Consider the following 13,659-nt stretch of genomic DNA (forward strand, 5'->3'; position numbering starts at 1 on the left):
GGTGCTACGAATCGGAGTTGTTGTCCGCTGGCGTCTCCGTCCCGGTGGGATGTGCCTGGGCCAGCAGATACTGAAGAAAAACCGATGCCACCGGCGAGAGCTCCCGCCTTTTTCGCCGGATAAGGTAAAACGGCCGATGCATAACCACGTCGTTGACCGGCACGGTGACCAGCTGACCGCAACGCTCATCATCGGCCACAGCCCGGCTGGAAAGAATGGAAATACCGATTCCGGCCCGGACCGCCTCCTTGACCGCGGCGGTGGAACCGATCTCCGCCACCTCCTGCAACTGCGAAGGCCGCAGGCCGTGCTGTTCGAGAATCTGGGTGAATACCCGCCGGGTACCGGAACCGGACTCGCGGAGAATAAAGGGCTCGTGAAGCAGCTCCTCGAGATCCACCGAGTTCCTGGATGCCCAGGGATGGCCCGGCGAGACCACCAGCACCAGCTGATCGGAGAAAACCTCCTCCCAGATCAGGCCGGTTTCATTCCAGCGGGCGCCGATCACGCCGATCTCCAGTTCCCCGTGCAGCACTTCCCGGGCTATATGACGCGATGCGGAAATACGCAGCGTCGCCCGGATGGAAGGATATTGCCGCCGGAAAGAGCCGATCAGCCGGGGCAGAATATAGGTGCCCGGGATGGTACCGCTGCCGATGAGGATCCGGCCGATCAACCGGCCGCCGTACTGCTCCACCGCCTGCAGGGCATCCTGGTGCAGTCGTATCATTCTCCGGCCATAATCGTAGAGCAGCCGCCCCACCGGGGTGGGTTCGATCTCCCGTCCCAGCCGGTCAAGCAGCTTCTGGCCCAGCTCCTGCTCCAGACTGCGCACATGTTCGCTCACCGTGGGTTGTGACAACAGCACGGCCTCGGCGGCGCGGGTAAAGCTGCCCAGTTCCACGACTTTGCAGAAGACTTCCAGTTTCCTCAATTCCATTATCGGCTACCCCTGTATATCACCTGGATCTCTCTGACCTCGAAGTCATTTTCACCATCAGATTCCGGCACCCCTCATTATCGGCATCACACAAGGTAACGATTCTGGTTCCCCAGCCAGGATCCCGCCTTCATACCATAGATTTTTCCGATCTGCATTATCCAGGAAACCGGGAAAGATGAATAAAAGAATACCTGAGCAGGCGGGCAAGGGCAGAACGTCTCAACTACGAAAGTATCGGGCAGGAAGGTTTCTGTCCGAGAATCCGATGGACGACCCGGGCTATCTCTTCCAGGGTGTAGGGTTTTTTGGTAAAGCCACAGGCTCCGAGGGCGCAGGCCCTGCGAACCTCCTCGCTCTCGGAATAGCCACTTACAATCAGGGCCTTCTGGCCGGGACGTATCTTGAGGATTTCCTCCAGGGTCTGGCGGCCGTTCATGCCCGGGTCCATGATCATGTCCAGCACGACAAGGTCCACCGCCCGGTGGCGAAGAAATTCCACCGCCTCCTCGCCACTGCCGACGCTTTCCACCCGGTAGCCGAGCATCTCCAGCATGCGGGAGGCGACATCGCGCTGCATCTCGTTATCATCCACCACGAGAATGGTTCCCTCACCGCGCCCGAGGACTTCAGGAACTACGGAATCATCCCGGCTGTACGGCTGCTCCTCGGCTGCGGCTGGCAGCAGGACACTGAACCGGCTGCCGTCCGACCCGGACTCCACGGTGACTGTGCCGCCATGGTCCTGGACCGTGTTCCAGACAATGGCCAGCCCCAGGCCGGTACCGCTCCGACCCAGCTTCTTCTTGCTGTAAAACGGTTCAAAGATATGCGGCAGGTCCTCATCTGAAATCCCCGCTCCGGTGTCCTCCACCACAAGTTCCACATAGGGCCCCGGCGCCAGACTCCGGTCCGGCACGCTGTCCGTGGTCACCATGGTGTTGGCGGTGCTGATCCGGACCCGGCCCGGACCGCTGATCGCTTCGAAACCATTGGCCAGCAGATTCATCAACAGTTTCTGGATATGCACAGGGGAACAGCGGCACCAGTGCAGGTCCGGGGCCAGGTGGGTCTCCAGTTCCACCTCGGGATACGTCTTGCCCAGCAGGGCAAATTCCGGTGAACCAAGATACTGCTCCACCAGGTCGTTGAGGAGACAGAGTTCCCGCACGCTTGCCGCGCCCCGGGCCACAGTAAGCAGGTCGGCGACAATGGCAGCCGCCCGCCGGCCGGAATCGCGGATGGCGGCCAGGATTTTTCTCTGCGGGCTCTCCGGCGGCGTCTCCAGCAAAAGCAGCTCCGGATAGTTGATGATCCCTGAGAGGATATTATTGAGGTCGTGGGCCACGCCACCGGCCATCATGCCGATCATCTCCATCTTTTCCGCGCTGCGCAGCCGCTGTTCCATCTCCCGATGGAGTTCCTGGGCCCTGACAGTGGCGGAGATATCACGGATCACCAGAAGCGCGCCCCTCAATTCGTCCTCGCCGCAGGTAAAGGGCACCAGGGCCACATCGAGGTGCCGGTCCAGGTGGGGCTCGTAATACTGCCGGTGCTGCAGCTTGTCGCAGCAGATCTCCCGGAAACAGTATTGCGGCGGCCTGCTCGCGCCATGGATCAGTTCGTAGCAGTAGCGCCCTGCCACTTCCTTGACCGGCACTCCAACCATGTTGGCAAAGGGAATGTTGGCCCGCCGTATCCGGCAGTCCGGGGTGATGATGGCGATCATGTCCGGCACGGCATCAAAGGTGCGCTCCCACTCGGTTTTGGCCCGATGGATCTGCTGCTCCACCTGGACCCGGGCCGTGATCTCCTTCCGGAGCTTTTCCATCCGTTCGTTGAGCTGCCGGGCCATGATATTCATTGCCTGGCGCAGCACCTGCAGTTCCTCCAGTCCGTGGCGTTCCAGGGGAATCTGATAGGAAGGATCCCTGGATATCTTTCTTGTCTGGTCGACAATGGTCTTGAGAGAGCGCAGAAGATGCCTGGCCTGGAAAAAGAGCAGAAAAAGGAGCAGGCCCGCGACCAGCAGACTGGTCCTGGTGATAATGAGGGTCCGCTGCCAGAACCGTTCCCGTTCCTGCCGCACCTTCTGACCGGCCCAGGCAAAGATATCCATCATTCCCTGCCGGTTCTGTGCCAGGCTGCGGCCCACGGCCTTTTCCTTTTTCTCCAGAGCCACGATCCGCCTGAAATTCTGTTCGAAGATCCGCCCGTTTTCCAGGAGCGCCTCCACCAGCAGCCTGTCCTGGTCCTTGCGGGACGAGGCGGCAAAGCTGTCCACCGCACTGTAGAAGGCCCGCATGTTGGCTGAGAAGCTGGAACTCACCTGCCGGAAATCGTACAGCCCTTTAAGCGCTCGAAAATCACTGAGAATATCAGAGAGGAGATGCTGCAGTCCCACGGCTTCCTGAATGACATCGGGCTCCCGCCCGGAAGAAGCGGAATCGTTGCCGGCAGGAGAGGCAGAAGCCCCTTCCGGACGGGATCGGCCGTCGGCCTGGAGTATCTGCCGCAGCGTCAGCAGGTGGTTTTCATGGGCCGCACTGATCGCATTGGTCAGTTCCGCCACCCGGTGCTGGACATCGCGCCGCAGGTGGGAAAGTTCACTCTTGTTTTCCTGGGACGAGATAAGCAGGTCAATGCGCTGTTCGGGCAGGTCGGATTTCCGTTCGTGGCAGGTGGTGCATCTGCGGCCGAATTCCTTTTCCCGGAGGATGAGCTTATTGTACTGAAACGGATCTTCCAGCAGGCGGGATTCATCCACGGCCAGGCGGAGGAACTGGCTCTCCATCTCCAGCATCCGGGCATAGGTGTTGTTGAGACGGGTGAACCGGTGGTTGAAAAAGAAGGTAAGCCCCAGAAGAATCGTAAAGAGGAGCAGCCCGGAGAGCATCATGTAGAAGTTGCCCCGAATGGATCGCGAATGCAGCATTATCTATCTTCTCCTTACTGCCGTCTTCGGGACATGCCAGAAAATGGTTCGGCGTCAACCATTACCATGCATCCCCCGGAGTTCCACACCGGTTCGCCGGTTTATCTCCTCCGGATCAGGCAGCGGGAGGGAAGCCGTTATGGTGTCCTGGTCCGCTGCCGATACCGGTGACCGGACCGGCAACAGAAGGGCTGGTACACGGGCTGAAAAACTGGCGGGAACGACAGGGTGGTACATCACGATCTCCGAAACATGGCACAGCAGAACATTTTTCTGCTAATGGGTATTTCTCTTTTTATACCATAAAGTGGCACTCAATTGAAGGCATGGTTTACTTTATTGCCTTGGCCGGTATCCGTTGCCGCAAAAGCCTTTTGCGCTTTCACCTGAATCAGTGAAGCTGGAATTTCGCCGCAACCGCCAGGTAAACGAAGACTCCGGGAAGAGATCCATTGATTAGAGTGACGCTCTATCAATCGTTGATGATGCAGCGAATGGTACCTGTCCTTTTTGATGGTGACTCAAGTAAGATAACAAAAAAGCAATAATTTTTCCGTCACTGATTCAGGTTGCAGGCAGAATCGGTGGCCAGGAGGTCGGCAAGACCGGAAAAACGGACGACCCGGCGCTGGACAGCGGTGTGCAGGGTCTGCACGGACGAACAGATGGTCAGCCTGCCACTGGCCCGGGTGATCCCGGTATAGAGAAGTTCCCGGGTCAGGAGGGGCAGGTATCCTCCGCCCCGACCGCCATCCTGCCCGGGCAGAAGAAGAAGGACATGTTCAAACTCCGAGCCCTGGGCCTTGTGAACGGTTATGGCCCAGGCGGTCTCATGACGCGGTAACCGGGCCGGAGCCACGGGCCGCAGGGTCTTGTCCGGGCGGAGGAACCAGGCCATGAGCTGCCCCTGTCCGTCGGGCCAGAGCACCCCGATATCCCCGTTGTAGAGTTTGAGCCCGTAATGATTGGCCAGGATCATGACCGGCCTCCCCCGGTACCATCTGGTTTCCGGCGGAATCAATCCCTGGCGGCGAAGCACCTGTTCCACCAGGCTGTTCACCCCGGCAACCCCGAACGTCCCCTGGCGCAGAACACAGAGGATCCGGAACCTGTCCAGGGCCGCCAGGGCCTCGCCACCATCCCTGGCCGTAAAAAGCGGCCGGTAACGGGCCACGATCTCCCGGGCCAGCCATTCCCGCTGCCCGGGACCGGTGGCGGAGACCAGGGTAAGATCCGTTCCTCCGGAGGCCATGATTTCTTCCAGCTCCCGGCCATCACCCCGGTTGACCGCCCGGGCCAGGCGACCGATGCCGCTGTCATCATGAAACCGGTAACTCTTGCGCAACATGACCACAGCATCGTTGAACGCGGGAGGGGACGGGTCACCCGGTTCCAGCGCCATACCGGTGAGCCGGCCCATGACCTGACACAGCCCGCCGGACCAGCCCGCATCCGCCCGACTGCAGAGATCACCAAACAGGCTGCCCGCCTCCACCGAGGCCAGCTGATCCCGGTCACCCAGGAGGACCAGGCGGGCCTGGTCCGGCAGGGCGTCGAGCACACTGGCCATGAGCTCCAGATCGATCATGGAGGCCTCGTCGATGACCAGAACGTCCAGGGCCAGCGGACGACTCGAATCGTGCCGGAAACGGCCGGAACCCGGCACCACCCCGAGAAGCCGGTGCAGGGTCATGGCCCGGTCCGGAACGTCGATGTCCAGGTCGGCAAGAAAATCACGGATCCCGGCCGACTGCAGCACCTTGCCAATGGACTCCTGCAGCCGGGCTGCGGCCTTGCCCGTGGGCGCGGCCAGGCCGATACGCAGGGCGCCGCCGTGCATACCCTGCAGCAGGGCCAGCAGCCGGGCCACTGTATGGGTCTTGCCGGTACCGGGCCCGCCCGATATCACCACCAGCCGTTTTACCAGCGCCAGGGCGGCCGCGGCCCGCTGCCAGTCCACTCCGTCGGCAACCGGGCCAAACAGCCGCCTGAGCAGGGAGGCTCCCCTGGCAGTATCCACCTCCTCCAGCGAACAGCTTTTTGCAAGCAGCCTCCGGGCGACCGCCTGTTCATAGCGGAAATAACGGCCCAGGTAGAGCCGGTCACGCCTGTCCAGCACCAGGGGCGTCGAGGGGTCGCCGGAGACAACCCCGGACTGCAGCAGGCTGCGGCGCCAGCTGTCAAGATCCGGTGCCAGCAGCGGGGGCGGATCTTCCCCTCCCGGCGCCACTCCGAAAACCGGCCGGCCGGCCACGGTTTCCAGGGGCAGACAGACATGACCTTCGCCAACGGCCCTGCTGGCCAAGGCTGCAGCCAGCAGCAGCCAGGGCTGATCACCGCCGGCCAGCCGCTCGAGAAACAGGGCCACGTGCCGGTCCAGGTCCCGGAGCTGGCCGCTGTCAACCGCCTGCTTCAGCAGGTCCGCCATCTGCCTGTCTGCGCCATCCGGCCCCATCATCCCACCTCTGCTTCCCGGCCCTGGCAGGCCCGGTCAAGAGATTCAATCAGTTCCCGCTGCGGCCGGGCATGGAAGATGCCCGTACCCGGCGGGTTAGCCGGCGCCATGCCCCGCAGGAACAGGTACAGGGCGCCGCCCATATGGGTGTCGTAGTCATAATCCTTCAGCCGGATCCGCAAATAGCGGTGCAGGGCCAGGATATAAATAAGGTACTGCAGGTCGTAACGGTGCTCCAGCATGGCCTGGTTCAGCCTGTCCGGACAATACTCTTCGACCCCGGAGCCGAGAAAGTTGGACTTGTAATCCACCACCCAGAAACGGCCGCGGCCGCGGAAGACCAGGTCGATATAGCCCTTCATCAGCCCGCGCAGAACTCCGGGTTTTTCAGGCAGCGGGGCCATACCGTACTGCTCGAGTATCTCGTTCCAGCGGCCGATGCGCAACCCGTCCAGGGAAAAATAGAACCCCATCTCGCATATCCTGCTGTCGGGTTCCACCCGGGCAAGGGTCAGGCCATCGACAAGCGGAGTGGTGACCACCTGTTCCATCCAGCCGGTGACCACCTCTGCCCAGCTACCGTCAATGCCGGCTAGTCCGAGCTGATCCGTGACAATGCGGTGCAGCCGCTGTGTGTTGAAAACAGACAAAGCCTCAGGCGAACCGGCGCCAGTCTCTGACACACCGTCTGTCTGCGACACACTGTCACCGGCCAGGAACTCCTCCAGGATGCCATGCAGACAGGTACCCGCCGCCGCGCCTCGGGGGAAACCGAACCGGTCCCGACCTGCCATAACCACCTCCTCCCCCGGCCCGGCAGTGTGTCGCAGACAGACGGTGTGTCGAAGACTGACGGGATCGGTTTCCAGTGGCTCATCGGCCTGTTCCAGCTCCGGCTCATACCCCGAGACCAGGCCTGAATAACTGGTGATACGCCAGCCGGTATCGACGTGTCCGGTGAAGACCCGGGGAGCAATCTCGGCCGGCATGGTCATCGCCGCGGGAGTGTGTCGCAACCGGACGAGCTCCTGTCCGGCCAGCTCCTCCGGGACGGCCTGACCCACGGTGATCACCTTCCGGTCACCGGCCCGGGCCGCGGTGCTGCGGGCGAGCTCGTACAGCTCTTCCATGATCCGGTCCCCGGAAAGTTCCTTCACCGGGACCACCCGGCCATTCCCGTCCCGATGGAGGAGCCAGGCCAGGGCAGAATACTCCATGGACCGGAACCGGCCCCAGCAGATCACCGTGCCATAGACAGCCCTGGTCACGGCCACGTAGAGAAGGCGCAGGTCCTCGGCCAGCCTCTCCTGCTCGGCCTGGCGGTAATGGCCCTCGTCATCGCTGCCCAGGTCCACCTGACGGGCCAGGGTATGCGGATCATGGAAGGCAAAGGGTCTGTTGCGGTCACACACCTTTCCATCCCAGAGAAAGGGCAGAAAAACCATGGAGTACTGCAGTCCCTTGGCCTTGTGGATGGTCACGATCCGGACCAGGTTCTCGTCACTTTCCAGCCGCAGCTGCTGACTTTCGCTCTTTTTTTCCGCCTCCGAGCTCTGCAGCTGCTGATCAAACCAGCGGACCAGTCCGGCCACAGAGGTGGCCGTGCGACTCCAGGCCTCCTGCAGCAGCTCGGCCAGGTGCATGTAATTGGTCAGCTGCCGCTCGCCGGAGACAGTGCGCGGGACACTGACAGGCTGCAGCAGCCGGTTGGTCACCCCTTCCCGGGCCACCAGATACTGCAGCATGGTAACCGGCCCATGCTCTTCCAGCCGCTGGCGATATTCCTGGAGCATGGCCAGCCGCTCCTCCCAGGCGGCCTCGTCGTGGCCGAGCCGGTCGAGCCCGGCCGCATCCAGGCCAAAGAGCGGACTCACCAGAGCCAGACGGACCAATCCCTCGTCTTCCGGGTTTTCCAGGGCCAGGAGCAGATGGAACAGATGCTCGGCTTCGGGACTGCCAAACACCGACTCCTGGCTGTAACAGACCGAAACAATATTATGCGCAGCCAGAGCCCTCTGCATTACCGCCGCCTCGCGGTGGGTACGGACCAGGACCGCGATATCGCCCGAGGCCAGGGGCCGGGCCCCGATCCCGGTGCCGATCAGAGCCCGGCCACCAAGCCCGGCGGCCAGCAGGCGGCTGATCCGGGCCGCGCAGAGCGCAGCCGCCGCCTCCCTGCCCCTCTCGCGGGCCAGAACGCCACCGGAGCGGGGCCCGGCCAGCTCTTCGGCGGGCAGAACGAGAAATTCCATGGCCGGCAGCTCGGTACCGTCCACCAGCAGCGGTTTTTCCTCCTCGATCCGGCCGGCGGCCTGCACCGGATGCAGGCGAATATCACTTGCGAAGATAAAGCTGTCCCGGGCACCGAAAAGGTGGTTCACCGCCTCCACCATGGCCGCGGTGGAGCGGTAGTTGGTGCCAATGGTGAAACGGTTTTCCTCCGGTGTATCGCGACGGGCCTGGATATAGGTGAAGATGTCGGCCCCGCGAAACGAGTATATGGCCTGCTTGGGATCACCGATCATGAACAGACCGCACCGGTCGTCCCGGCCGGCATAGATGGTTTTGAAAATCCGGTACTGGACCGGATCGGTGTCCTGAAACTCGTCCACCATGGCCACCGGGAAACGGGTCCGGATGCGGCGGACCATCCGGCCATCGGTGTCCCGCTGCAGGGCCCTGTCAAGATGATGGAGCAGGTCGTCGAAGTACATGGCGTCCTGTTCCTTCTTACGCTGGTCCAGCTCCCGGATCATATAATCCCTGGCCTCGGTCAGGATCGCTATCCTCCTCCGGGCAAGCAGCCGGCCATGGGCGGTAAAAAAACTGTCAAAGAGGAAAAAAAACGGGTGCTCCGGCCGGGTGCCCTTTTGCTTCATCCTCTTTTCCATCTCCGATCGGGCCAGCAGTTCGATGGGCGGAACCAGTCGCCAAACCAGGGTTTCTTCGTCCGCCAGGCGGTCCATGCCGGTCAGGGCCTGTTCCACCCGCTCCGGGGAATAGCCCTTGCGCTTGTCGCGACTGAGGCCCGTGGCCGAGGTCAGGGCCTCGGCGACCTCTTCCCGCACCCCGGGCCAGACCTGCTGTATCTCCCTGAAACGATCCTCACAGGTCTGGCGCAGATCGTCGAGCTCTTCCCGGTCTATGGCTGGAAAACAGCGCACGCCTCTTTCCAGTAGCGGGCCGTCAAGGGCACCCAGGATCTTTTCCGGGCCCGCCCACTGTTTCAGGATCCAGGCGGTCTCGGGCGGCTCCAGGCCATAGAACCGGCTCCGCCAGAAATCTTCCATGATCTGCTGCCGGAGCAGGCTCTCGTTCTCGAGGAATTCGGTGTCAAAGGACATACCTGATTCCACGGCATGGTCCTGGAGAACCCGCTGGCAGAAACCGTGGATGGTGTGGATGGCTGCCTCGTCCATACGGGCCAGGGCGTCCTGGAGGAGCGTGGCCCCCTCCTCCCGCCCAATCCGGGCCAGCAACCCCTCCAGGAGCTGGTCACCGGAGGCTGCCGGTCGCTGCTCCAGCAGGTCCAGGGCCTCACGGATCCGGTTCCTGATCCGGTCACGGAGTTCCTCGGTGGCTGCCCGGGTAAAGGTCACCACCAGGATCTCGTCCACCGGCAGCCTCTTTTCGAGCAGAAGACGGAGGTAGAGAAGAACAATGGTGTACGTCTTGCCGGTCCCGGCCGAGGCCTCGATCAGCTGCCGGCCGGCCAGGGGAAAGGTCAGGGGGTCAAGCGGCTGCATCGTCTTCCTCCAGTACATCCAGGACCGGGTCCCAGATCCGGGTCAGTTCCCGGAATCCCTGATCCAGGGGATCACGCCCCCGGAGGGCGATCCGGTAGGCCAGATCCTGCTGTTCTCCCGGTGTCTTGAACGAATCATACCAGACCTTCTCGGCCTCCCGCTGTTCCGCCCCCCTGCCCGTTCGCCTGGCCCTGGCCCAGGCAAGGCTGGTCCCGGGAAAGAAATGAAGTGGTTCCCTCAGGCCGCACTGGTACCAGTGGAGCAACTCCGCCAGCTGTTCCCGGGCGGTTTCCACCGGCTGGAGAGAGAGAACAGAGTCCGTGGCCAGGTGGAAACTGCGGTGCCCCGTACCCTCCGGCGCCGCCAGGTTCAGCACCAGATGCAGGACCCAGAGCCGGATCAGATCACCACCCTTCCACCTGGTGGGTCGCCAGGTCACCAGCCCTTTGGCGTGGAGCCCGTCCAGGGTGCCAACCAGCCGGATTCCCGCCACATCCAGGTCAACGGACACCGGCTCCCGCCGTTCCTGGCCAAGCATCGAGAGATTGCGCACCAAAAATGACGTCCTGTCATACAGCTCCGCCATGAGGCTCTCACCAAAACCACCGTGGGGCAGCAGCCCCCGAGCCCGGAGCCTGCGACTGCACTCCCCTGGCTCCCGGCCGGAGAGCAGACAGTCCACGCTCTGCCTGGCCAGCTGGTAGCGCTCCAGCGCGTCCGGGGCAAACGGCTCGTTTTCAGCCAGGGCCTCCTCGCCCACCCACAACCGCAACCCGAGCCGTTCCTGGAGAAAAAAACGGACCGGATGACTCCAGAACCTGGCCAGGAGATTGATATCAACGCTCTCCCATGCACCGCCCGGGCCGCTGTCGTCTCCAGGATCGGACAGGGCCTGACGGACAAAGGCTGGAGAATCGACCCGGGGGTCCCGGGGGGGCAGCCAGTGAGCGGCATGACTGCGGTACACCGTACCGGTGAAACAGCTCGCGGAAAAGGGTTGCAGGGGATACTCCACGGTCAGCAGCGCGCTGACCGGCAGTGTGTCGGAGACAGACGGTGTGTCGGAGACAGACGAATTCCCGGCCCCGGCGGCCACGGAACTGCGGTCGATATAGTCACGCAGCTCGCTGACCACCACCGAAGGCGGCAGCAGGCTCATGTCCCGCTGATCCCGGCCGATCCAGGAAATATGGAGATGCTCGCGGGCGGAAAGCAGGGCTTCGAGGAACAGGTACCGATCATCGTCACGCCGGTTGCGGTCGCCGATCCGGGGTTCCCTGGCCATCAGGTCAAAGGAGAGCGGCCGCTGCACCCGGGGGAAATCACCATCGTTCATACCCAGCAGACAGAGAACCCGGAAGGGTATGGCGCGCATGGGGACCATGTTGCAGAACGTGACCTGACCGGACAGAAACGGATAGGGCGCCGGAGCACCGTTCAGGGCATGCTCGAGCCAGGCGCGGACCAGGTTCTGCTCCAGGGGTTCGGTGAACCCGGCCCTGGAGCAGGTGGCGCCAAAGCGACCGATGGTCTCCCGCAGCTGGACCAGGCTGTACTGCTCCTCGCTCTCCACGCCGGTAAAGAAATCATCCAGCAGGGCGACCAGCACCTCCTGCCAGCGTGAAGGGGCGGCCGGCTGGCGGAGGCGGCGGCTCCAGAACCGCAGCCGCTCGACGAGAGAGGCCAGGACACCAAGGAGATGGGTATCACGGGAAGAGAGATCACCAAACGGCTCCATGTCCTCCCAGGGCCTGGGGGTGGACGACACACCGTCTGTCTGCGACACACTGCAGGGGGGGGGAGGGAAGGGCCGGCCACGTGGCCGAGCAGCAGGCGGTCCAGACCAAAGGCCCAGGTGTGCAGGCCGGAACCGGGAGCTTCCCCTGCTCCTCTGCCGGGATCCTGGCTGTCTGCGACACACCGTCTGTCTGCGACACACTGCGAGCGGTGGGCCTGGTCGAGGCCCCAGCGGATGCCGGAGTGCCCGACCAGGGTGCGCAGCCGGCTGACATCATCCCCGGTCAGGCCGAGACCGTTCCGGACAGCCCCGGTTTCCAGCAGGGCCAGGACCTGGGGCGCGGTCATCCGTCCCGAGAGGACATCCAGCAGGTCGAGAAAGGTCCGGATAACGGTATGGTGGGCGGCGAGGGAACGGTCGGCCAGGGACCAGGGAATCCGGCCGGGCTCTTCCGCCGTCCCGAAGACCCCGGCAATGGCCCCGTGGTACCGTTCGATATCCGGTGCCATGACCAGGATATCCGAGGGCAGCAGGTCGGGATGCTCCTGGAAAAGTTCCAGCAGCCGGTCGTGGAGGACCTGCACCTCGCGCAGCTCACTGTGGCAGGAGTGAAAGGTGATGGACCTGTCTTCGGGCCGGACGATAAAAGGGGAAGCGTCGGCGTCACTGCGGTCATGGAGATTAAGGATATCCTGCTGCACCGAACCGAGCAGGCAGGTTGCATCTTCCTCCTGGTAGAGATCGTATTCCCGGACAGGAACGGAACCGTCATCGACCGTCCCGAGCAGGAGTCGAAAAAAGTCCCGGCCCACCCTGCCCAGGGAGGCCAGCAACGGATTGCCCTGGGCATAGAACCCACTGACGTCAGCCTGCTCCTGCCGCCGCCAGTTCTCCCGTTTCCTGGCCAATTCCCGGCCGGAGACCACGTCTTCCCAGAAACTGCGACAGGGGCTCAGATGAAAGAAATGCACCTCGGTGAACGTGGCCACGATCCGGAGCACCTCGAGATAAGCCGGGGCCAGGGAGCTGATTCCGAAAAGACAGACCCGCTCCGGCAAGGCGTCAAAGCCGGACCCCCTGATCCGGCCGGACGAGAGCACCTCTGCGCAGCGAGCCCGGAGCCTGTGGAGTAAAGCCGCCCGATGCGGTTCATCACCGCCGACCAGAGCCCGCCACAGGATGGCCTGCCAGCTGTCATCTGTCTTCGACACACCGTCTGTCTGCGACACACTGTCTTCGCCCCGTTCCCAGGCCAGGATCATATCCGGCCGGAACACCAGGTACTGGTCAAAAAGATCACTGATCCGACCGGCGAGCTGAAACCGTTTTCGCTGATCGGTGTCGGTGTGAAGGTAAGAGGCCAGCTCACCAAAACCGGGTTGCCGGCACAACTCGGGCAGCAGGGCCATTATCCTCCACTGCAGTATGTTGCGGTCAAAGGACGACTCTTCGGGCAGCGGCCCGAGAACCGTGGCAAACACGTCCCAGACAAAACGGGCTGCCAGCGGAAAAGCCAGGTTGGCGGCAATACCGGAGTGACGGGCAAGCTCCAGGGAAAGCCAGCGCCCCATGCCCGGGCTCTGGACCACCACGATCTCAGGAGCCAGGGGATCACGAAGCGGCGTCCCCAGCACCGCGGCCAGGGCCTGCAGCAGATGCTCCTGCCTGTTGGACTGATAGAGAAAGAGGTTACCCATTCCCGGTTCCTGACTTATCGTTGTTGATGGCAAAAATGTTTTTCTTGTGCCGCGCACCATCTGCTATACTGCAAGAGAAGCTGTTCTGCCACAGATGTAACTCCCTGGATGAAATCAGGTACCCCACCGGCACGCCCGGCGTGTTTCT

The 13,659-nt window shown here is 62.7% G+C and carries 5 protein-coding genes and 1 pseudogene; all 6 read right to left on the reverse strand.

All coding sequences use genetic code 11. The annotated features are described in order from the left end of the window. Positions 1–4: 4 nt before the first annotated feature. Positions 5–940: a selenium metabolism-associated LysR family transcriptional regulator gene (locus GF1_RS13975; protein WP_267927165.1), complete on the reverse strand. Its 936-nt coding sequence runs from the start codon at positions 938–940 to the stop codon at positions 5–7. A gap of 226 nt (positions 941–1,166) precedes the next feature. Continuing rightward, a complete protein-coding gene (locus GF1_RS13980) occupies positions 1,167–3,875 on the reverse strand; it encodes a hybrid sensor histidine kinase/response regulator (protein WP_267927166.1) in 2,709 nt (902 codons plus the stop codon). A gap of 556 nt (positions 3,876–4,431) precedes the next feature. After that, positions 4,432–6,333, reverse strand: coding sequence for an exodeoxyribonuclease V subunit alpha (gene recD / locus GF1_RS13985; protein ID WP_267927167.1), 1,902 nt, complete (start codon positions 6,331–6,333; stop codon positions 4,432–4,434). Continuing rightward, positions 6,330–10,076, reverse strand: coding sequence for an exodeoxyribonuclease V subunit beta (gene recB / locus GF1_RS13990; protein ID WP_267927168.1), 3,747 nt, complete (start codon positions 10,074–10,076; stop codon positions 6,330–6,332). The genes recD and recB overlap by 4 nt, the downstream gene beginning before the upstream one ends. Continuing rightward, entirely contained in the window at positions 10,063–11,814 is a 1,752-nt protein-coding gene (locus GF1_RS13995) for an exodeoxyribonuclease V subunit gamma (RefSeq protein ID WP_267927169.1), read from the reverse strand. Before GF1_RS13995 ends, recB begins: the two co-directional genes overlap by 14 nt. Positions 11,815–11,894: 80 nt before the next feature. Then, a pseudogene (locus GF1_RS14000) lies at positions 11,895–13,571 on the reverse strand (exodeoxyribonuclease V subunit gamma); the annotation flags it as partial. Positions 13,572–13,659: the final 88 nt, after the last annotated feature.

Source organism: Desulfolithobacter dissulfuricans (assembly GCF_025998535.1).
GTDB classification, from domain to species: Bacteria; Desulfobacterota; Desulfobulbia; order Desulfobulbales; family Desulfobulbaceae; genus Desulfolithobacter; species Desulfolithobacter dissulfuricans.

Bases quoted from the DNA above. Each gene is read 5' to 3' on its own strand.
- GF1_RS13975 (WP_267927165.1), bottom strand. From the start codon at position 940: ATGGAATTGAGGAAACTGGAAGTCTTCTGCAAAGTCGTGGAACTGGGC.
- GF1_RS13980 (WP_267927166.1), bottom strand. From the start codon at position 3,875: ATGCTGCATTCGCGATCCATTCGGGGCAACTTCTACATGATGCTCTCC.
- recD (WP_267927167.1), bottom strand. From the start codon at position 6,333: ATGATGGGGCCGGATGGCGCAGACAGGCAGATGGCGGACCTGCTGAAG.
- recB (WP_267927168.1), bottom strand. From the start codon at position 10,076: ATGCAGCCGCTTGACCCCCTGACCTTTCCCCTGGCCGGCCGGCAGCTG.
- GF1_RS13995 (WP_267927169.1), bottom strand. From the start codon at position 11,814: ATGGAGCCGTTTGGTGATCTCTCTTCCCGTGATACCCATCTCCTTGGT.